Source organism: Salinispirillum marinum (genome assembly GCF_042650105.1).
In the GTDB taxonomy this organism is placed as follows: domain Bacteria; phylum Pseudomonadota; class Gammaproteobacteria; order Pseudomonadales; family Natronospirillaceae; genus Salinispirillum; species Salinispirillum marinum.
The window spans coordinates 843,767-863,121 of the sequence record NZ_JBHSAL010000001.1 but is presented as its reverse complement, the minus strand read 5'-3'; the positions used below and the strand labels follow the sequence as shown (position 1 = coordinate 863,121).

Sequence of the window (19,355 nt, the reverse complement as noted above, 5' to 3'; positions counted from 1 at the left end):
TGAAATGAGGGCAATGCAGAGCATTGCCCTTTATGCGGCCAAAAAGAGGGCCGCTTAGAGTCCGGCAGCGGCTTTTAACGCAGCCGCTTTGTCTGTTTTTTCCCAGGTGAAATTCGGCAGTTCACGGCCAAAGTGACCATAAGCAGCGGTGTCGCGATAGATTGGTCGACGTAAATCCAGCATGCTGATGATGCCACCGGGGCGCAGGTCAAAATGTTCACGCACCAGCTCAGCAATCACGTCTTCCGACACTTTATGGGTGCCAAAGGTTTCAATGGAGATGGACGTAGGTTCCGCCACGCCGATGGCATAAGACACCTGAATTTCGCAACGGTCAGCCAGGCCAGCGGCCACGATGTTTTTCGCTACATAACGCCCGGCGTATGCCGCTGAACGGTCTACTTTAGAAGGGTCTTTGCCCGAAAACGCACCACCACCGTGCCGTGCCATGCCGCCGTAAGTGTCGACGATGATCTTCCGGCCCGTCAGGCCACAATCACCCACTGGGCCACCAATAATGAACTGGCCAGTCGGGTTGATGTGGAACAGGGTGTCTTTGTGCAACCATTCGGCTGGCAATACGGGTTTGATGATTTCTTCCATTACCGCTTCACGCAGTTCCGCTTGGCTGATATCCGGGCTGTGCTGGGTCGACAGCACCACCGCATCGACCGCCACCGGTACGCCATTGTCGTAACGCAAGGTCACCTGGCTTTTGGCATCGGGACGCAACCAGCTCAGTTTGCCGGATTTACGCACCTCGGCTTGTTTTTGTACCAAGCGGTGAGAATAGAAAATCGGTGCTGGCATGAGTACATCGGTTTCGTTGGTGGCGTAGCCGAACATCAAACCTTGGTCGCCCGCGCCGAGTTCTTTTGCTTCGGCTTCGTCCACACCCATAGCGATATCAGAAGACTGTTTGCCAATGGCGTTCAGTACGGCGCAACTGGCACCATCAAAACCAACATCGGAGCTGTTGTAGCCAATATCAAGCACCACATCACGTACGATGTCTTCAAGATCAACATAGGTGTTCGTGCGTACTTCACCGGCGATGATCACCATGCCGGTTTTCACCATGGTTTCAACGGCAACACGTGAGTGCGCATCGTCTTTCAGTATCGCATCCAGAACAGCGTCGCTGATCTGGTCGGCCATTTTGTCGGGGTGTCCTTCCGATACTGATTCAGAGGTGAACAAGTATTGCTTCATAATGATGTAGCCCTGTGTGGTCGAGCGTCCTAAGGTTGGGACGGATAAACGAAAAAGTTATTCGGTTCCTGTGCTTGGCTTTCGCCACAGCAGACATTGAACCTGAAAGCCATTGCGCAAGGCCGTGACGCTGCGCTGTTGCAAGATCAACCCGGCTTCGTTGGCCCAGTTCATCAAGTCTTCATCGGCAAAACCCAGCCACTGATCGCCACAGCTGGTACGTGCCCATTGGTGTTCATGCCGGCATAAATCCGTCACCAAAAGGTGGCCGCCTGAGCACAAAATACTCCCGGCATGCGACAATTCTGTTGCGGGGTCCGGTACATGATGCAAGACCATGTTGTAGACCACCAAATCAGGGTGCTGCGAGTACGTGCTAAACCACTTGGCAAGATCACCGCAAAAAAATCGAATGTTATCTTGGGTCGCTCTCTGTTGCGCAACCGTTAGCATTTCTTGCGCGATGTCGACTGCATCAACGTGGTTGAAACGACGCGCTAATTCGTGCAAAAACTCCCCCAAACCGGGGCCCACTTCAACCGCGTGATGATGCTGAACCCCAGCATGCTCCAACAGTGCCAGAGCCTGTTGGGCGTACTGTGGATACTCGGCAATAAGATCCTGACGCTCTTTGAACTCTCCGGCATGCCGAGTGAAAAAGGCTTCTGCCAATTGCCGACGTTCTTCGCTGACCTGTTGTTGGCGTTGCAACACTTCACGCGGCAGCGGCCAGTCGTCGAGTGTGGCGTACAGGGTCTGTACCCAGGACACAATAGACGGCATGCGTTGATAAAAAATTGAATTGCCTTCGCGCCGCGGCGTCAGCAATTCAGCCTGCGTGAGCACTTTTAAATGATGGCTCAACCGCGACTGCTGAATATCCAATATGTGCACCAGTTCCAGCACCCCATACGACTGTTGACGCAATACACGCAAAATCAGTAAGCGCAAAGGGTCGGCCGCAGCTTTAAGGTGCAACGCCCATGCTTCATATGGGGATGATTGGGTCATAGAACGCAAGTCTAATGATCGAGCGGGCGGAGTCAATAACTATATCAAAAAACTTTGATATAGATTTTAGGCGCGTCAGTTGAATGCGGCGGTAACGTTGTTTCGACCCTGATCCTTTGCGGCATAAAGTGCGCGATCTGCCCGACCCAACCAAATCTCCAATGAGGTATCGGTCGGTTGTCGTTCGGCCAAGCCGATGCTGACGGTACAACTGAGTGGTTGACACAAAGCGGCCGTTTCTTGCGCGATGCCTAGGCGTAAGCGTTCGGCAATGTGCAAGGCTTCGTTGCTTGTGGTGTTAGGAAGCAGTACGCCAAATTCTTCGCCGCCAAGACGCCCAGCAATGTCATCTGTGCGCATCTGGTCGCGCAGCAATGTTCCGGTACGCTGTATCACGGTGTCACCCGTGGCGTGACCCAGTTGATCATTGATCGCTTTAAAATGATCCAGATCCAACATGAGTAAAGTGCCTGATTGATTCTGCTCCAGCCAGGTTTCCACCGCCAACGACCAATAGCGCCGATTGTATAGTCCGGATAAATCATCCAGCGTACTGAGGTGACGCAATTGGTGCTTTTGTTGGCGCAATTTGCGCGAATAGTTGTAAAGCAGGGTGCTCATTAGAATGGGGTAGTAGACCAAAATAGGCAGGGTGGCAAAAATGACGCGCTCCGAGGCACCAATCTGTAATTCTATCCCCCAAATTAGCACGCCAGCCAAGATGCCTACGGCCATGAGAATTAACGAATACAGCAGGTTTTTTGGCCCTCCGAAGGCCATGTTGTTCATGGCAATAAGCGTCATCAATAAAGCGCTGGGCAGCAGGTTGAATTGCATGTACACAATCCAGAGCCCCAAAGGAATGCCATCAGCAAGCAGATTGAGTTGCTCGGCACGGATCGGGTTTTTGCTGAATTTAACGTGTAGAACCGTGAGCAACGGAATAAGTATCGGTTGCAGGATCAGCCATGGCCAATACGAAGCAGACGGATAGAGTTCGGACAGCACGGCCCAAAAGGCCACCATCGTTAACACATTGCCGCTAAGCCGGGGCCAAAAAATCCGCAGAATGATTTTGTTCGCCATATTTTGGTCACGATTTAATAGCAACTTATTCGTGACCTTTTTAGACGCTTCTCTGGGCGGCGTATTGTCCATTCGTTGAAGGTTCTCGGTTGGCAGTTCAGAGCTTCCCTAGATACTGCTCTCGTTATTCAGGCTTTGTTTCGGCGCATTGTGGCAGATTTTTCCGGTGTGGTCAGGTTTTGTACAACAAAAACCTTGTTCGATATATTGATCAGTCTCGGCAATCCATCTAGAATCTGTGCAATATATCAAACACACAGTCTGACCCAACACGGGTTTAGCAATAGGTAATTTCCAATGTCCAAAACCAATCAATCTTTGATGCAACGTCGCCAAAATGCCGTTCCACGTGGGGTCGGGCAAATCCATCCAATTTTTGCCGAGCGCGCGGAAAACGCCACCGTATGGGACGTTGAAGGTCGAGAGTACATTGATTTTGCGGGCGGTATTGCGGTGTTGAACACCGGGCATGTACACCCCAAAATCAAAGCGGCTGTGAGTGCGCAGTTGGACCGTTTCTCGCATACCTGTTTCCAAGTATTGGCTTATGAACCCTATGTGGAACTGTGCGAAAAAATCAACGCTCGTGTACCCGGTGACTTTGATAAAAAGACCCTGTTGGTGACCACAGGTTCAGAAGCCTTGGAAAATGCGGTGAAAATCGCCCGTGCCGCGACAGGCCGGGCCGGAGTCATTGCCTTTACCGGCGGCTATCATGGACGCACCATGATGACCTTGTCGATGACCGGCAAGGTAGCGCCTTATTCGGCGGGCATGGGGTTGATGCCGGGTGGTGTTTATCGGGCGCAATATCCGTGTGAGCTGCACGGCGTAAGTACCGCCGACGCCATGGCCAGCATCCACCGTATTTTTAAAAACGATGCGGAAGCTAAAGACATTGCGGCCATTGTAATTGAGCCAGTGCAAGGCGAAGGTGGCTTCTACGTAGCGCCAAAAGACTTTATGCAGCAATTACGCGCTTTATGCGATGAACACGGCATTTTGCTAGTGGCCGATGAGGTGCAAACTGGCGCAGGTCGAACCGGTACCTTCTTTGCGATGGAGCAAATGGGTGTAGCGGCTGACTTAACGACATTCGCCAAATCCATTGCCGGTGGTTTCCCAGTAGCGGGAGTCTGTGGTAAAGCAGACATAATGGACGCCATCGCGCCCGGCGGTTTGGGGGGCACCTATGCGGGCAGCCCTTTGGCGTGCGCAGCGGCGATTGCGGCCATGGATGTTTTTGCAGAAGAACAATTGCTCGCCCGTTCTTTAGCACTGGGTGAACAGATGGTTGCGGGCTTTAACGCGCTGGCTGAAAAACATGCTGTTATTGGTGAAGTGCGTGGCTTGGGCGCCATGGTGGCGGTTGAACTGTTTGACGGCGGTGACCACAGCAAGCCTGCGGCTGGGTTAACAGGGCAAATTGTCGCCAAAGCACGTGAGAAAGGGCTGATCCTGCTGTCGTGCGGGGTTTATGGAAACGTACTGCGCATCCTGATGCCACTGACCATTCCGGATGCACAATTCCAACAGGGTATGGACATCATTGCCGAGTGTTTTGCCGAATTGGCGTAGTAATGGAAAAGTAGTAATGGAAAAAAGGGGCGCCACGCCCCTTTGCTGTTATGAGAATGTTACCGCGTCACCGCCAACCCATCGGCCAGTGCGCGCCGGTAGGCCACCAATGCGGGCATCAAGCCCAATAATAAGGCCAATCCCAAGACACCTGCGCCGTAGTAAAGCGTGTATGGCTGCCAAACCTGGGTCGAAATGAACAAGCCGAATTCATTAACCAGCATGGGTTGTGCGACGGTGACTGAGAACCACAGCAGTACGCTACCGAGCAACAAACCCAGCAAAGTAATCAGTAACACTTCCAATTCGATCAGCATGAAAATAAGCCAAGGTGACGCCCCTAAAGCGCGCAAGATCGCCATTTCGCGCTGCCGTTCGCGCATGGAAGCAAGCAGCGTCGTGGTCATGCCAATCAGGGTAGCGATAAGTACCAGCAAGGCGATGAGCAACAGAACATTTTCTACCATGCCAATCATCTGCCAGAGTTCCGATAGTGCTACACCGGGCAGCACGGCCTGTAACGGTTCGCTGCGATAATTGTTGACGGCACGTTGCAAGGCAAAGGTCTGTACCGGAGAGCGCACACCGACAAAAAATGCGGTGAGTTGATCGGGCTGCAAGCGATCCGGATCCATTGCCAAAATCTCCTCGGGCGAGGGCGTACGGCCGGGCATGCCCGTTTCCCAGCCAATGTGAATGGCCTCCCAAGCCTCGAGGCTGATATGTACCGACTGGTCAACCGGCGTACCGGTGGGGGCCAAGATGCCGGTGATGGTGAACGGCAGATCACCGTGGTTTACGAAGCTCACCGAGCCGCCACCGTGGTTGATGACGACTTGATCGCCCAAGCTATAACCCAAAGCGCGGGCAACCTCAGCCCCCACTACGGCATCAAAGAGTCCGGTAAAGGGTCCACCACGGGCAAATGTAAGGTTATTCGTGCGGCCGTACCGAAAGTATTCAAAGTAGTCGTTGTTGGTGCCGATGACACGATAGCCCCGATGGGTGTCACCCAAGGTAATGGGGATGGTCCACTCGACGGCCGATTGACGCGCAATGTCTTGATAGCTCTGCCACGTAATGTTGTTGGTCGGGTTGCCAATACGAAACACGCTGTAGAGTAATAAGTTGGTAGATCCCGCTCGCGCCCCAATAATCAAGTCGGTGCCGGAAATGGTTTGGCTGAAACTGTTGCGTGCTTCTTTGCGCAGATGGTCAATGCCCAGCAATAACGCGACACTGATCGTCAGTGATATAAGGGTTAAAAACACCGTGCCGCGACGATTCCATAGGCTTTTGCGCGCCAATACCATTTTCATTATGCGGTCTCCTGCACGGCGGCTCGTTGGAGTTGGGTCAAGTCCAGGTGCCTTGAGAAGTGGCTTTGCAGGGCGCGATCATGGCTGACAAAAATCACCGTGCTGTTGTGTTGATCAGCGGCCTGCATCATCAGGTGCATGAATTCATCCCGGTGGTCGGAATCGAGTGCCGAGCTGGGTTCGTCGGCAATGAACAACTGTGGACTATTGATGAGTGCTCGCGCCACCGCTACGCGTTGTTGTTGGCCAACGCTTAAGGCATGAGCCGGACGTCGCCAATGGTGGTCGGACAACCCTAGGGCGCGCAGCATGTCATGGATACGGTCAGTGCAGGTGGCATCGTTTTTACCGCCCAAATGAGCAGCCAGCCGAACGTTGTCGGTCACCGTTAAATAAGGGATAAGATTAAATTGTTGAAACACTATGCCAATGTGCTGTGCCCGAAAATGATCGCGCTTCCGGCCGGATAGGCGGTGCATCGGCTCTCCCATCACGTGCAATTGTCCAGAGGTGGGGCGGGTAACACCGGCCAGCAAATTCAACAGCGTGGTTTTGCCGGAGCCCGATGGGCCGAACAGAAAGACGCGCTCACCTTGATCAATACGCAGCTCAGGGATGTCGAGTACGGTCGGTTGACGTTTGGACCAGCGGAATTGTAGCTGGTGGGCGTGAATGGCTGGTTCAGTCTGTGTGCTCATGCCTAACCCATGTTGGGAAATTGAAAAGGTGCCGAGCCGATTGTACTGGATCGACACCTATTTGGGTTAAAAGACCCTGTTTAGCGGAACAGTACAGCGTTACTGCCTGCTGTGGCGCGCGCTGCACCCTGCTGACTGTTTACAATCCACTGTACATCAATGGTTTCGAAGCTTGGGAACGCTTCAAACACCGGCAGATGTGCGCCGATCACACGGCTGGGTTCATCGCAATGGAAGGTATATTCCACGACAAAATCCGAGTGCCGTTCATCATGCCCGTGGTCGTCGTGTGCATGATCATCGTGGTCGTGTCCGTGATCATCCTTTGTACCACTCGAGCTGTAGCCCATAGCCGCCAATTGCTCTGATGTGACGTGTATGTCTTCTAACTCACAGGCTCCGGCACGGGTCAGTTCCACAAGGTTGCTTGCATCCTGCAATAGCGTCAGTGCCTGTTCCAGCTCCGAGCGTTGAGCGTCGGTATTGGGCAAATGTTCAAAGCTGACCACATTGATGGAGGGTGTGTTCAATTCAACCACAAAGTCCCCACCATCTTGGGCGATGGTCATGGTGGCAACGCCATGCACGTGTGCACCCAGCTGGCGCTGGTCGTCATCGTGCTCATGACCATGGTCGTCATCGTGTGAATGGCCATGATCATGGCTGGTAGCAACGGTACTCAAGGCTAGGCCAGCGCCCAATGAAATGGCCCAAGCTAAGGGTTTAACGCGTGCAATCATGATATTTCCTCTTAAAGCGACGTTAAAAAATTACTCATAGAATATGTGAAAGCAGATTTACTCCCATGCCGGAAATGGATCCGGCAATTCGCGCCAAGCGTCTACACCGGCTTGCATTTCTGCATCCGTGAGCAAGCATGCGTTTAATGCGGCTGTTGCGTCAGCTTGTGATAAACCTTGACCGATAAACACCAGTTCTTGACGCATATCACCAAAGGGTTCTACCCATTTCTGGCGTATAAAAGTCTTCGATTCTTCATCTTGGGGCCACTGATCTTCTGGAATGGCTTTCCAGAACATGCCAGCAAAACCGTGATGGGCGATACCACCCGCTTGGCTCCAGTTCCCCGCATAACGTGGGCGTGAGGCGAGCCAGAAATAGCCTTTCGAACGAATAAGCTTGCCGGTTTCCCACGGTTGATGCAGAAAATTAAAGAAGCGTTCCGGGTGAAAAGGACGGCGCGCCTGATAAGTGAAACTGCTGATGCCGTACTCTTCCGTTTCTGGAATATGCTCACCGCGCATTTCCTTCAACCAACCGGGGGCTTGCTGCGCTTTGGCGAAATCAAAACGCGCTGTATTGAGCACGCGATGCAACGGCACCTGGCCTTTTTCAATGGGCAGAATATCGGCGTCTGGGTTGAGGCTTTTCAAAACGCCGATGACTTCATTGAGTAACTCAGGTGCGGCAAGGTCAGTCTTGCTGACCAAAATCACATCGGCAAATTCGATTTGATCGACCAATAAATCGGCTACATTTCGCTCGTCGTCTTCACCTAAAGTTTCACCCGCTTCTTGCAGGCTTTTGGCCGCGCGGAATTCAGGTAAGAAGTTGATGGCATCCACCACCGTTACCAAGGTATCCAAGCGTGCATGATCCGACAGGCTGGTACCATCTTCATCGGCGAAGGTGAAGGTTTCAGCAATGGGTAATGGCTCGGAAATACCGGTAGATTCAATGATCAAATAGTCGAACTTGCCGGCTTCTGCCAGAGCTCTCACTTCAATCAGTAGGTCTTCGCGCAGCGTACAGCAAATACAGCCGTTACTCATTTCGACCAGCTTTTCTTCGGAGCGGTTCAGGCTGACATCGTTTTGTACTTGTGCAGCATCGATATTGATTTCGCTCATGTCGTTGACGATAACCGCAACTCGTAAGCCTTCACGGTTATTCAATACATGCGAAAGGACAGTGGTTTTGCCGGCACCTAGAAAACCGGACAGGACGGTTACTGGTAAGCGATTGGCGGTTGTCATCAATGTAGGCCATAAGAACAATTTGTTATGTTATAACATAACACATTACCTTCGAGAAGAGGTGTTGAGCATTCGTGTTAATCCGCAAAGATCGATTCCACCCAATTGTCCACCCCGATTCCACCCGTTTTAGACCCCTTTACGCTAGGTGACGAACAGACGAATTAACAAAAATTCCGTAGAATTTACCCCCGATTTGGCCCCTACTTGAGCGCTCAGGTAACAAATGAGGTGGATATGATTAAAAAGATTGCCGTCTTGACCAGTGGTGGTGACGCACCAGGAATGAACGCCGCCATTCGCGCGGTACAGCGCACCGGGATGCATCATGGCATTGAGGTGTATGGTGTAATGCACGGCTACCTTGGTCTGTATCAGAACGAGATCAAACTGCTGGAGCGCCAGGATGTAGCGAACATGCTCAACCGTGGCGGCACGTTTCTGGGGTCGGCACGGTTTCCCAAATTTAAGGAAGAGACCGTACGGCAACAAGCCGTGGAAAATCTCCGGGCGTTGGACATTGAAGCCTTAGTGGTCATTGGCGGTGATGGCTCTTACATGGGTGCCAAAGCGTTAACAGAGATGGGTTTTCCATGCATCGGCCTGCCGGGCACGATTGACAATGATATTCCGGGCACCGACTACACGATTGGCTATCTGACCGCCCTGAACACGGTTTTAGAAGCGGTTGACCGGCTGCGCGATACATCGTCGTCGCATAATCGTATTTCATTGATTGAGATTATGGGTCGCCATTGTGGAGACTTAACCCTGGCTGCCGCCGTCGCGGGTGGTGCGGAATATGTGATTATTCCAGAGAAGCCGTTCGATGAAGAGGCGCTGATTACCGCGTTGGGAAATCCTTCAGCACGTCGTAAGAGCCATGCCATTGTGTGTATTACCGAGAATATGACCGATACGGAAGCCTTGGCCAAACGTATTGAAGAGCGTACCGGTCAGGAAGCACGGGCGACCATTCTGGGGCATATTCAACGTGGTGGTGCTCCGCGTGGATTTGATCGTGTATTGGCCAGTCAGATGGGGGTATATGCGGTTGAATTGTTGATGCAGGGGCACGGTGGCCGTTGTGTCGGTATTCAGAGCAACCAATTAGTGCATCATGACATCATTGAAGCTATTACCACCATGCAGCGTCCATTCAAACAAGACTTATTCAACACCTTTAAAAAACTTGTTTAACGTTCGCCAGACCGGATGCGGGCACGCCGCGCGTTGATGATATCGACATGCGCTTGCCACGCATCGGCGGTCAGCACCCCCCGTTGCACCATCAATTCGCCATAGGCGTCATCGTTGCCATGCCAGCAGCTGATGTCTTCTACTTCATCGGCGTAGTCATCTTCGTAGGCAAATTGCTGTAAGTATTGCCACGACGCCTGATAGTCCCCTTGCTTCAAATACAGTTCGCACAAGGCGACCGACAGCACAGGATTGCCGGGTTGTTCGGTGGCTTGTTGTTGATACACGGCCAAGGCGTCGTTCAATGTCACCGGCGTTAGTTCAGCGGTGGTCCACCGGCCTTGCCCATCCACCACCAAATGACGAACCTCCTGCAAGGCCATCAAATAACCTTGCTGTGCTAACGCCAGTAACGTCGCCCGATTCTGGGCTGGCGGAGGTGGATCTTCGAGTTGCTGACTGGCCCAGAATACCAGCGGATGGCGAGATTGTTGGAGAGGTTGTTGCAGGTGCTCGTGCATGGGGTTCTGCTGCGCCGCGAGCTCCAGCAACATAAATAATTGTATGTAAGGATTCTGACTTAACTGCTGTTGCAGCGCCTGACGGTTTTCCTGCAAGCCACGAATATCGACAAACCAACGCGGTTGGCTCACCAGTAGTGTTTGTGCCGCTAGGTCATTGGTTAAGGCGCGTTCAACGACCGTCTGCCGTACTTGTAAACTTGGCGTTTCAAGGGCGGGCCATTGTGCATACAGCCAATGCAGCCAGTTTGGCGAGCCCAACATAGGGCGACGTTGCTGAAGATAGGGCTCTTCAACAAAAGCTAAGCGTAATAACTGATCATCCAAGGGCAGCCATTCACGATACGCTAAGGCCAGAAAATGGGCGAACGCATTGCCCTGTTCCGCCAGCGGGCCGATGACTTGCCAGAATTGTGTGAAGTCGAAGTTGGTGGACAAACCAAGGACGGCGTCGACAGCGGCTCTATCTTCTGGAGTTTCTAGGCCAAAATAGGGGTCCAACCAATTCAAATCATCGGGCTGCAAGGGCAAGGCCTGTGCTGGCGTAGCGTCTGTGTTGTTCGTTAAATAGGTTGGCAGTGATGGTGGTTCGGCGGTTAACGCACCATCGTTTTCGTCCATCAGACTGGCTGGAGCGACTGGCTGCTCGATCTCAGGGACGGCTCCCGAGGTTAAGGGGGGGGCGATGCTGGGCATAGCGGTTTGGTTGGGCGTTTGTCGCGCCAACCAGCTTGCAGCGAGTAAGCCGCACAGTGCGCCCAGCAAGAGCAGAAAAATCAGTCTGTATTGGGCCATGAAAGCTAATCAGCCAAAATAGAAGATGCACTGTCCGTACCTTAACAGAGCGAACTCAGCGATGCACCCTCCCTGTGTTCGCAGAGCCGAGCGGGTCAAGCTGTACAAATAATAAGCAGTTTTGACGCTTTTGAGCGGCGATAGAACAAAAAAATGACGATTTTCCATGTAAATGGCACTTTTATTCGTGCATCCGCTGAAAAAGCTCAGTTAGTATTAGGGGTGTTTGCTGAGGCCCATTGAACACATAGACCTGTTTGTCCGGGGCTGCTGAGTGCGAGGGTGCCGGAAACGCAAGAATAAGCGCTTGGCAAACAACATAATAATGACAACGCGGAGAGTGTGTATGGCTGCTTTTAACCGCTACCAGAGTCAGTTCGCCCTACAATCTGAATCGACCTTGGCAGGCTGGCTGACGATGGCCGCCAGTCAACCTGAACTGCCCACCGGGTTCAGTTTTCTACCCGCGGATACCATCGCGGCACCTGCTCGTCGTGCCATGCGGCCGGATTTACTGCCCTTGTGTGAACGCGCCGATGGCAAGTACTTGTGCGCCCAACTTTCGCCTATGGGTCGGGTTGTACAGTATGGTGAGTGGTGTGAGTGCACCGGCTGGTCGCCGTGGTCGGCGCATTGGGAGGCCGTACTGGTTGCACTCTGGGCTACCGCAGCACTCACAGACAAAGATTTTAATCCAGAAGCCTTTGTTTGGATGGCACCGTACTGGCGTGCCGTGCAAGAACAGGTGCCCAGCTTGGTGGACTGGCAAGAATTCTCGGCCTTGCGTGGCCCCTATCCCTTAATGATGTTGTTGGACAAAGGCGTAGCACCCTATATGGCGGTTATGGCCTTGTCGACGTATGCCGATCACCAGCCAGATGAAGCACCAGAAGCATTGGCGAGCCTATTGACCCGCGAGCGCTGCCGTTTATGGCGCTGTGTTGACCCGTCTGAAAATGCGTTCCAGCGCGTGGTAAAAGCGGTGTATGCAGTGCAAGCCATGCGGCGAGGCGAGTTTGAAGGGCGTCGACCAACATCCACCTACGCTTTGCATCTGGTCGATATTTTACAAGAGCACTGGGCGTGTGTGCCGGAGCCTTTGCGTACCGATCATCTGATCATGGCGGCACGCGACGGTCGCTCTGCGGTGATGGCGCAAGCCTGGTTAAATGAAGCCAATGAACGGCGTGCGGAGCAGCAATTTGGTGATGCCTGCCGGGCAAAAAGCCAAGCATGGTCAATTCATTCAAGCAGTATCACCGATTTGCATCTCAACCGGTGGATGGAAGACACCTTGGCGCTGGAAAGTGCCTGTTGGTCGTCGCTGTTGTATTGGCATCAATTTCTTGATGCCCCAACTATGCCCCGGGAGGCCAGCCCATTAGCGTTGCGTGGCCTTCATATCGGGCTTTAAGCCGCGACATCATTAAACTGCAAGGCAGCGAGGCGTTGATACAGCGCACTGTCTTGCAGCAGTTGGTCATGGGTGCCTTCGGCAATCGCCTGTCCATCCTGCAAGACAATAATACGATCGGCATTGCGCACCGTAGCAAGACGATGGGCGATGACCAATGTGGTGCGCTCTCGGGTTAAATTATCCAGTGCTTTTTGCACTTGGAATTCACTTTCGGCGTCTAGCGCTGAGGTTGCTTCGTCCAGCAAGAGCAGTTCCGGATCATGCAAGATGGCCCGCGCAATCACCAAACGTTGTTTTTGTCCGCCGCTTAAGCGCACGCCGTTCTCCCCTAAATAGCTGCTGTAGCCGTCGGGTAATTGCTGAATGAAATCATCGGCAAACGCCGCTTTTGCGGCGGCAATGACTTCGTCATCGGTGGCGTCCGGGCGACCATAGCGAATGTTGTACCAGACATCATTGGAGAACAGGGTCGGCTGTTGTGGCACCCAGGCAATACGGCTACGCAGTTGATGGACGTCGGCTTGTCGCGCGTCGACTCCTAGCATTTCGACAGAACCCGCTTGCGGGTCATAGAAACGTAAGAGCAATTCAAACAGGGTCGACTTGCCCGCGCCACTGGGACCGACTAAAGCGACGGTTTCACCCCGTTTGACGACGAGATTAAACGCATTTAATGCGGTGTGATTCGGTCGGCTCGGGTAGTGAAACGTCACCGCATTAAAACGCACAAAGGCCGGGGCTGAGGTATCAAGGCTTTGCGGTTCTGCTGGCGAGAAAATACTGCTCTCGGCGGACAACAATTCCAGCAGGCGTTCGGTTGCGCCCGCCGCCCGTTGCAGCTCACCCATGATCTCCGACACAGTGGCCACACCACTGGCCACGATGATGGCATAAAATACAAAGGCTGCGAGTTCACCGCCCGAGAGCGTGCCATTAATCACATCGCGGCCGCCCATCCATACCATCACCCCAATGGCCGTAAAGGCCAGAAAAATCACCGTGGCTAATAACAGGGAACGCTGGCGAATACGTTGCCGTGCAACCCCGAAGGCACGTTCAACCTCATGCTGGAACGCGAGTTGTTCGAAGCCTTGGCGCACGTAACTCTGCACAGTCTTGATCTGTTGAATGATCTCTCCGGCGTAGCTGCCCACATCGGCAATTCGGTCTTGGCTGTCTCGGCTGAGCCGCCGCACCCGTCTACCCAACAGCAATATGGGCAACAGAACCAAAGGCACCGCACCAAACACCACCAACGACAGTTTCAGATTGGTGATCAGGAGCATAACGAGGCCACCCACCAGCATCACTAAGGAGCGCAAGGCGAAACTCAAGCTGGAACCAATGATGGATTGCAGCAGGGTAGTGTCGGTGGTGAGGCGCGACATGATCTCGCCCGATCGATTTTCTTCAAAATAGCTCGGGTGCAGGGTAATGATCCGATCAAATACCGCTTGACGAATATCCGCCGTTACCCGCTCACCGAGCCAACTGACCCAATAGAAGCGGGCAAAGGTAGCCAGTGCCATCACCGCAATGACACCTAAAAGCACCAGCAAGGTGTGATTCAACTGCGTCAGTGAACCACTGATGAACCCCTCGTCAATCAAGATTCGCACGCCTTGACCCAAGGCTAAGGTCAACCCCGAGGTGGTCAGCAGCGCACACAGTGCGAAGGCAACGATGCGACGGTAAGGTTGAATGAACGGCCAAAGCGCGACCAGAGACGTCAGTCCGGTTCGTGGTGTGCGGGCAGCATCCATGGAAGAATCCTATGGGAAATAAGGTACATCAAGCGCGTTGTTGCAATACATCGCGCGGCTTTTCAATCGGTTTTATATCTATGGGGAGGCGAAGGGTAATTTGCAAGCCACCGTCGGGCCAATTTTCAGCGGTAACGGAACCGTGATGCGCTTCAATGGCTTGACGCGTGATGGATAAGCCAAGCCCCGAGCCACCTTTTTTGGTGTTGGTGGCGCGATAAAACTGATCAAACAGATGGGGTAAGTCCCCTTCTGGCACGCCTGGTCCACGATCCAGCACCGATATCGTAATGATGCCACGTTGTTCCTGGGTGCTGATCAGCACTTCCGTGTTTTCTTCGGTGTAATTGATGGCGTTGCGTATCACATTTTCAATCGCCGAACTGAGCAGTAATTGATCGCCCTGTAAACGTGACTGATGGTTGATCTGTAAGCGTACCGAGCGCTGTTTGGCCTTTGCTTCGAAGTTCGCATCATCCACCACCGAGCGCAGCAGCTTGGCCAGGTCAATGGCCTGCGGGTCCATATGCTGTAAGCGATTCTCCAAGCGCGACAACTGCAACAACTGAGCAATCAGTTCTTCCAAGCGCTGTCCTTCGCGTTCAATGCGGTCGAGCTGGGGTGCCATGTCATCAAGACCCGATTTCTGCCGGGCAATGCCCAGCGCGATTTGTAAGCGGGTCAGTGGCGAGCGCAGTTCATGACTGATGTTGGAAAGCAGCTTTTGCTGGGCTTCAATGAGCTTCTGAATACGTTCGGCCATGTGGTCGAAGTCTTGCCCGAGTTGGCCAATATCATCCGCGCGGCGGGTGACTTGCGCGGGTACGCGGGCTTCCAGATGGCCACCGGCGAGGCGTCGACTGGTGGTACGGAGGAGCTTCAAGGGGCGTGAAAACGAACTGGCTAACTGGAGACTCAACATGCCGCTCACCAGCAACGCCAGCAGCGTCCAGGTGATGCGTTCATTGATGAGTCCCACCATGGAATTGGGTTTGCGCTCATTGGGGATTTTCAGCAGCAGTCGATAGGTTTCACCCCGGTAGGTGATGGGTAAGGCACCCAACCATCTTACGCCTTCCCAAGTACCCGCAATGGGGCGTTCGGATTCGACGATAGAGCCGACAAGATAGAGTTCGATTTGATCCGGTCGCGGTTGGCCCATGAGACGGAAGTTCGGGTCGACCAGATATAAGTCCAAGCCATATTGCACACCGGTATAGCGTATCGCTTGCAGGGGAGTCATACCGCGGCCGAGGTAATTTTCAACTTCCGCCCGTTGCAACACCAACAGTTGTTCCTCGTCACGGCTCAGTTCGGTGAGTTCATACGGACGTGCCCACTGTTGCAGCACCAGAAACGACACGGCGGAAATCACCACCAAGGTGAGCCAGAACCACAAAAAAATCCGCCCGGTGAGTGACGCGAGCGGATTGTAGCTACGAAATTTACTGAAGAACGAGCGAAGAAATCCCATCGGTGACGTCAGTCAGCGATGAACTGATAGCCGACACCGCGCAAGGTTTTGATCGGACGGCAGTCTTCCGCCAGCATAATCATTTTCTTACGTACATTACTGACGTGCATATCAATGGAGCGGTCATAAGGCTCCAGAGGACGCCCCAACACCGTTTGATACAACTCGTTTTTGGTGACCACCTGACCGGCCCGCTCCATCAGCGTTTGCAGCACTTTGAATTCCGTTTGCGTGAGCTCGAGATCTTGTTTCTCCACCATGGCCTTGTACACCCGAGTGTCCAAGGTTACCCGGCCGAGCGACAAAACGGGCTGTACAGCGGGGCCGGGTTTGGAGTGGTCCATTTCTACGCGACGCAACAAGGCGCGAATACGGGCCAGCAGTTCGCGGTGGCTGTAGGGCTTGGGCAAGTAGTCATCGGCTCCAAGTTCCAGGCCGAGTACTTTATCCAGCTCGTCGCCCTTGGCGGTTAGCATCAATACCGGAACGGTATTGTTACCGCGTAAGGCTTTGAGCACGTCAAGGCCGGACATGCCGGGCATCATGACATCAAGCAGAACCAGGTCATAGCGGCTTTCTGCCAATTTGGCCAAGCCTGCTTCACCGGAATGCGCCAATTCTAATGAGAAACCTTCGCTGGCTAAAAACTCGACGAGGAGTTCGCCTAATTCGGTATCGTCATCGATCAATAAGAGTTTGTCTGTTTTCATGGTGGCGAGTCTTGTCTATGCGCGTGAAGTCGGCAACGCAGTTTACATACGTTTTACCGATCGTAAAGCCAATAACCACGGGTATTTCAGCACGATTGGTAGACCTTTAGCGTAAGCCCAGTAAACTAGCCGCTTAGGAGCCCAATGACCATGACCGATAAAAACGATGATCAGCTGTTCTGGGCTGAGATGGCGGATGTAAAACCCTTGCGCGTTGAACCAAGGGTAGACCTGAAAAGTAAGCCCAGCCCGAACAGCCACCAAACCATAGCCCGACAATTGGCCGCGATGCAAGAAGCCGAACAGGATGCCAACCCGTTAGGCACCACGCACATCGATTGGGTCGCCCCGACCGACGTGTTGACGTACCGTGTCGACGGCATTGCGCATGGTGTGTTTCGCCGCCTGAAGCAAGGTGGCTATCATTTGGATGCGCGGCTTGATCTGCACCGCTATACGGTTGAGCAGGCGCGTGCAGCCGTGTTTCGCTTTATTCAAGATTGCCGACGCTACGACGTGCGAGCAGCCATCATCCTGCACGGCAAAGGCGAGCGGGGTGACCAAAAAGCGATCATTAAATCGCATGTAAATCATTGGCTACGCCAGATCCCGGATGTGTTGGCGTTCCATTCCGCCCAGCCAGGGCAGGGCGGAGCCGGTGCGCTCTATGTGTTAATCAAAAAGAGCGAAGCCAAAAAACAGGAAAACCGCGAGCGTTTCCGGCGCGGCGACTAAGGTGCTTTGCGCGGCGCTAGGGCTGATTGCGTTGAATTTGCTCGTAGGCCAGGGCCACTTGGCGGGAATACAGGTCGAGCAGTTCTTTATCCAAATCAGACAACGTCCGGCCGGTGGCGACATACAGCAAGTTTTCATTGCCGGATTGCGTACGGTAGTAGCCCGTCACAGAATGCGGTGCGAAAATGCTGTGTTTTTCCTGCAATGCTTCGCGCATCGAGGCCAATATTTCCGGGCTTAATTCGTTGTCGAGTTGACGATTGACCAAGTGCTTGTGTTCGCCACTGGCCGCCAGGACATGAAATTCCGGCTGATCGTTAGCGCGAGGGTGGTGTTGAATCAGTTGGCAGTACAGGGCATCTTTACGGACGCGCAGCAATACCATGATTTGTTCCAAGATGATGCTGGCAAAGGTTTCCAGTTGCGTGGATTCAAACATTTCGCTGGTCGTGTTGATCAAGCGCAGCAGACCTTGCCGGTGCTCATCGATTTGGCAAATATCGCGGTACGAACGAATGGATGAGATACACAGCGTGCGCAATTTCTGCGTGGTCAGCTCGGTTTTTTCTTTGTAGTCGTTGATGTCATAGCGCACCACCACATCGGCTTCTGGCGCTTGGCCGGGTTGTCCGGTACGCAACACAATTCGGGTAAAGTGGTTGTTCAGATCTTCCCGAATGTAACGTGCGAGCTGTAAGCCACTGTCGTCGGTTTCCATCACGACATCCAGAATGGCCAACGCAATATCGGAGTTTTCCTGCAATAATCGGCGCGCCGTAGGCATATCGCGCGCATTGAGTAGCTCTAAAGGCTGGCCTTCAACCGTAAAATGGCTGAGTACTAAGCGGGTTACTTGATGGACGTCTTCATCGTCGTCTACGACCAATACATACCATGGTTTAGTTAGGGGGTCAGCGGGTTGTTCTGGGGGCGTATTTTCATCCGCGAAAGCAAGTAAATCATCCGACATAGCGTGTCTCAGGTTTATTCAACATGCGCTAAGGATAGATGAAAGTTGGAAAAAATCGGAATGAATAAGAGAAAAAGACGTATTGCCGATGTAAATGGTGCCTAGAAGAGGACTTGAACCTCCACGACCGTAAGGTCACTAGCACCTGAAGCTAGCGTGTCTACCAATTCCACCACCTAGGCACTTCAGATTGGTTTGAGCAGGGCTCAAACGTGCGCGTACTTTAGCGACAAGGTATTGCACTGTCAATACGTTTTTTGTATTCAAAACAAGGCGTTAAAAGCCTTGCGATTTTATATGAGCATAAAAAAACGCGGGCGTTTGACGGCCCGCGTTAGAAAAAGTCTAGTGCGAAAGGTAGTCTGCTGCTGATGCGGCTTAAAAACCTAATGCGTGCATGGTAAGAGAATGCGTTAAGCGCCACAAACGAAGCATTTTCACCTCATGGGTGAGATATATTCATCTGTGGTGTGTTAGCGGTTTCTTCATGTTGTACTGGCTGGGGCTGGAGGTGGGATTTTGGCGTCAATTTTATGGTCTTAGGTATTGCTAATTTAGATGTGAACAACTTTATGTGAAATTTGTCCGATTTCGCCTATTGACATCTTTTTAAAGACAAGAATAACCAGTATCCACGGGGCTTTCAGCGCATTGCGCACAATTTCGGCAAACTCACAGATTCTGTGGATAACTCTGTGCGTAACCTTGGTAGAATGGGCGCTAGGTAAAGCCCCGCGCGTGGTATGACAGATCTGTCAAATTTTGAGCAATTCAGGTCATTATGAGGGCGCAAAGGCCACCGCCTGAACGAGCAGGCGGTGGATTTTAGGTAGGGCGTTTAGCGTCATCGCGCAATCGCGCTAAAAATG

General features: G+C 52.8%; 16 protein-coding genes and 1 tRNA gene. 4 read left to right on the top strand and 13 right to left on the bottom strand.

Annotation, left to right across the window (positions count from 1 at the left end; all coding sequences use genetic code 11):
- Positions 1-54 precede the first annotated feature (54 nt).
- The 3 genes from metK to ACFOSD_RS04040 all read right to left on the bottom strand — a co-directional run bounded on the left by metK (position 55) and on the right by ACFOSD_RS04040 (position 3,309).
- Positions 55-1,212: a methionine adenosyltransferase gene (metK, locus tag ACFOSD_RS04050; protein ID WP_380693271.1), complete on the bottom strand. Its 1,158-nt coding sequence runs from the start codon at positions 1,210-1,212 to the stop codon at positions 55-57.
- A gap of 57 nt (positions 1,213-1,269) precedes the next feature.
- Positions 1,270-2,223 (bottom strand): metalloregulator ArsR/SmtB family transcription factor, encoded by a 954-nt coding sequence (locus tag ACFOSD_RS04045; RefSeq protein WP_380693273.1) that lies wholly within the window; start codon positions 2,221-2,223, stop codon positions 1,270-1,272.
- Between the two features lie 75 nt (positions 2,224-2,298).
- Positions 2,299-3,309 (bottom strand): sensor domain-containing diguanylate cyclase, encoded by a 1,011-nt coding sequence (locus tag ACFOSD_RS04040; RefSeq protein WP_380693275.1) that lies wholly within the window; start codon positions 3,307-3,309, stop codon positions 2,299-2,301.
- A gap of 297 nt (positions 3,310-3,606) precedes the next feature.
- Here ACFOSD_RS04040 and gabT point away from each other — a divergent pair, with 297 nt between their 5' ends.
- The gene (gene gabT / locus ACFOSD_RS04035; protein ID WP_380693277.1) at positions 3,607-4,887 is read left to right on the top strand and encodes a 4-aminobutyrate--2-oxoglutarate transaminase; all 1,281 of its coding nucleotides are present in this window, start codon (positions 3,607-3,609) and stop codon (positions 4,885-4,887) included.
- A 59-nt stretch (positions 4,888-4,946) separates the two neighbouring features.
- Here gabT and ACFOSD_RS04030 read toward each other — a convergent pair whose 3' ends face one another.
- The 4 genes from ACFOSD_RS04030 to zigA all read right to left on the bottom strand — a co-directional run bounded on the left by ACFOSD_RS04030 (position 4,947) and on the right by zigA (position 8,901).
- Positions 4,947-6,206, bottom strand: a complete 1,260-nt coding sequence (locus ACFOSD_RS04030) for an ABC transporter permease (protein WP_380693280.1) — start codon at positions 6,204-6,206, stop codon at positions 4,947-4,949.
- Positions 6,206-6,904: an ABC transporter ATP-binding protein gene (locus ACFOSD_RS04025; RefSeq protein ID WP_380693282.1), complete on the bottom strand. Its 699-nt coding sequence runs from the start codon at positions 6,902-6,904 to the stop codon at positions 6,206-6,208. Before ACFOSD_RS04025 ends, ACFOSD_RS04030 begins: the two co-directional genes overlap by 1 nt.
- A gap of 80 nt (positions 6,905-6,984) precedes the next feature.
- Positions 6,985-7,644, bottom strand: a complete 660-nt coding sequence (locus tag ACFOSD_RS04020) for a DUF2796 domain-containing protein (RefSeq protein WP_380693284.1) — start codon at positions 7,642-7,644, stop codon at positions 6,985-6,987.
- 57 nt (positions 7,645-7,701) lie between these two features.
- Positions 7,702-8,901, bottom strand: coding sequence for a zinc metallochaperone GTPase ZigA (zigA, locus tag ACFOSD_RS04015; RefSeq protein WP_380693286.1), 1,200 nt, complete (start codon positions 8,899-8,901; stop codon positions 7,702-7,704).
- A 237-nt stretch (positions 8,902-9,138) separates the two neighbouring features.
- Here zigA and pfkA point away from each other — a divergent pair, with 237 nt between their 5' ends.
- Positions 9,139-10,101, top strand: coding sequence for a 6-phosphofructokinase (gene pfkA, locus ACFOSD_RS04010; protein ID WP_380693288.1), 963 nt, complete (start codon positions 9,139-9,141; stop codon positions 10,099-10,101).
- On the opposite strand, the gene ACFOSD_RS04005 is transcribed toward pfkA, so the two are convergent.
- On the bottom strand, positions 10,098-11,417 hold the full coding sequence (locus tag ACFOSD_RS04005; protein WP_380693290.1) for a hypothetical protein: 1,320 nt from the start codon (positions 11,415-11,417) through the stop codon (positions 10,098-10,100). The two genes, pfkA and ACFOSD_RS04005, sit on opposite strands and share 4 nt — an antisense overlap.
- A gap of 346 nt (positions 11,418-11,763) precedes the next feature.
- Here ACFOSD_RS04005 and ACFOSD_RS04000 point away from each other — a divergent pair, with 346 nt between their 5' ends.
- Entirely contained in the window at positions 11,764-12,831 is a 1,068-nt protein-coding gene (locus ACFOSD_RS04000; protein WP_380693293.1) for a hypothetical protein, read from the top strand.
- On the opposite strand, the gene ACFOSD_RS03995 is transcribed toward ACFOSD_RS04000, so the two are convergent.
- Genes ACFOSD_RS03995 through ACFOSD_RS03985 form a run of 3 tightly spaced genes read right to left on the bottom strand, consistent with a single transcriptional unit; the run spans position 12,828 to position 16,781 of the window.
- Complete coding sequence (locus tag ACFOSD_RS03995) at positions 12,828-14,597, bottom strand: ABC transporter transmembrane domain-containing protein (RefSeq protein ID WP_380693295.1); 1,770 nt, start codon at positions 14,595-14,597, stop codon at positions 12,828-12,830. The two genes, ACFOSD_RS04000 and ACFOSD_RS03995, sit on opposite strands and share 4 nt — an antisense overlap.
- A gap of 28 nt (positions 14,598-14,625) precedes the next feature.
- A complete protein-coding gene (locus ACFOSD_RS03990; RefSeq protein ID WP_380693298.1) occupies positions 14,626-16,071 on the bottom strand; it encodes an ATP-binding protein in 1,446 nt (481 codons plus the stop codon).
- Positions 16,072-16,079: 8 nt separating this feature from the next.
- Entirely contained in the window at positions 16,080-16,781 is a 702-nt protein-coding gene (locus ACFOSD_RS03985; protein WP_380693300.1) for a response regulator, read from the bottom strand.
- 150 nt (positions 16,782-16,931) lie between these two features.
- Between ACFOSD_RS03985 and smrA the strand changes: the two genes are divergently transcribed.
- Positions 16,932-17,516: a DNA endonuclease SmrA gene (smrA, locus tag ACFOSD_RS03980; RefSeq protein WP_380693302.1), complete on the top strand. Its 585-nt coding sequence runs from the start codon at positions 16,932-16,934 to the stop codon at positions 17,514-17,516.
- Between the two features lie 16 nt (positions 17,517-17,532).
- On the opposite strand, the gene ACFOSD_RS03975 is transcribed toward smrA, so the two are convergent.
- Positions 17,533-18,486, bottom strand: a complete 954-nt coding sequence (locus ACFOSD_RS03975; RefSeq protein WP_380693304.1) for a DUF3369 domain-containing protein — start codon at positions 18,484-18,486, stop codon at positions 17,533-17,535.
- 95 nt (positions 18,487-18,581) lie between these two features.
- Positions 18,582-18,668: transfer RNA gene (locus ACFOSD_RS03970), tRNA-Leu, on the bottom strand.
- Between the last annotated feature and the right edge of the window lie 687 nt (positions 18,669-19,355).

Excerpts from the sequence above, each read along its gene's own strand:
- metK (WP_380693271.1), bottom strand. The coding sequence starts at position 1,212 with ATGAAGCAATACTTGTTCACCTCTGAATCAGTATCGGAAGGACACCCC.
- ACFOSD_RS04045 (WP_380693273.1), bottom strand. The coding sequence starts at position 2,223 with ATGACCCAATCATCCCCATATGAAGCATGGGCGTTGCACCTTAAAGCT.
- ACFOSD_RS04040 (WP_380693275.1), bottom strand. The coding sequence starts at position 3,309 with ATGGCGAACAAAATCATTCTGCGGATTTTTTGGCCCCGGCTTAGCGGC.
- gabT (WP_380693277.1), top strand. The coding sequence starts at position 3,607 with ATGTCCAAAACCAATCAATCTTTGATGCAACGTCGCCAAAATGCCGTT.
- ACFOSD_RS04030 (WP_380693280.1), bottom strand. The coding sequence starts at position 6,206 with ATGAAAATGGTATTGGCGCGCAAAAGCCTATGGAATCGTCGCGGCACG.
- ACFOSD_RS04025 (WP_380693282.1), bottom strand. The coding sequence starts at position 6,904 with ATGAGCACACAGACTGAACCAGCCATTCACGCCCACCAGCTACAATTC.
- ACFOSD_RS04020 (WP_380693284.1), bottom strand. The coding sequence starts at position 7,644 with ATGATTGCACGCGTTAAACCCTTAGCTTGGGCCATTTCATTGGGCGCT.
- zigA (WP_380693286.1), bottom strand. The coding sequence starts at position 8,901 with ATGACAACCGCCAATCGCTTACCAGTAACCGTCCTGTCCGGTTTTCTA.
- pfkA (WP_380693288.1), top strand. The coding sequence starts at position 9,139 with ATGATTAAAAAGATTGCCGTCTTGACCAGTGGTGGTGACGCACCAGGA.
- ACFOSD_RS04005 (WP_380693290.1), bottom strand. The coding sequence starts at position 11,417 with ATGGCCCAATACAGACTGATTTTTCTGCTCTTGCTGGGCGCACTGTGC.
- ACFOSD_RS04000 (WP_380693293.1), top strand. The coding sequence starts at position 11,764 with ATGGCTGCTTTTAACCGCTACCAGAGTCAGTTCGCCCTACAATCTGAA.
- ACFOSD_RS03995 (WP_380693295.1), bottom strand. The coding sequence starts at position 14,597 with ATGGATGCTGCCCGCACACCACGAACCGGACTGACGTCTCTGGTCGCG.
- ACFOSD_RS03990 (WP_380693298.1), bottom strand. The coding sequence starts at position 16,071 with ATGGGATTTCTTCGCTCGTTCTTCAGTAAATTTCGTAGCTACAATCCG.
- ACFOSD_RS03985 (WP_380693300.1), bottom strand. The coding sequence starts at position 16,781 with ATGAAAACAGACAAACTCTTATTGATCGATGACGATACCGAATTAGGC.
- smrA (WP_380693302.1), top strand. The coding sequence starts at position 16,932 with ATGACCGATAAAAACGATGATCAGCTGTTCTGGGCTGAGATGGCGGAT.
- ACFOSD_RS03975 (WP_380693304.1), bottom strand. The coding sequence starts at position 18,486 with ATGTCGGATGATTTACTTGCTTTCGCGGATGAAAATACGCCCCCAGAA.